General features: G+C 63.3%; 1 protein-coding gene. It reads right to left on the minus strand.

Annotation, left to right across the window (positions count from 1 at the left end; translation table 11 throughout):
* A partial coding sequence (locus tag A3754_RS05505; protein WP_156496830.1) for an AMP-binding protein occupies nt 1-602 on the minus strand: 602 nt, incomplete at both ends.

Below are 602 nucleotides of genomic sequence, written 5' to 3' on the forward strand. Positions count from 1 at the left end.
CCCGTCGGCGATGGCTGCGCCACCACAGCGGCCTCACGGATCTGTTCATGGCCCAGCAGCCGGCTTTCAATTTCCCCCAGCTCAATACGGAAGCCGCGGATCTTCACCTGCTGATCCACCCGGCCCAGGTATTCCATTACGCCATCGTCCCGGTACTTCACCAGGTCCCCGGTGCGATACATGCGCTCGCCGGGTTCGCCGAACGGGTCTGGCAGGAAACGCTCCGCCGTCAGGTCCGGGCGCTGATGGTAGCCACGGGCCAGGCCCACTTCGTTGCCGATATACAGTTCCCCGGCGACGCCGACCGGCACCCGGTTAAGATCCTGATCCAGCACATACAACTTTCTCGGCCCCACGGCGGTGCCGATGGGCGCGTAGGCGCTGGTCAGGGTGTCGCCTTCGTAGGCGGCCCACAGCATCGGGGTGACCACGGTTTCGGTAGGACCGTAACCGTTGAGAATGCGCTGCGGTTTTAACACCTGCTGCATGCGTTCGAAGGTTTCCCGGGTGAAAGCCTCGCCGCCCAAAGTCCAGGAACGCACTTTCAGGGGCGGTTGTGTTTGTTCAATCCAGTCCAGCAACGGCCCCATGTAGCTGGGCGG

Source organism: Alcanivorax sp. HI0083 (genome assembly GCF_001635175.1).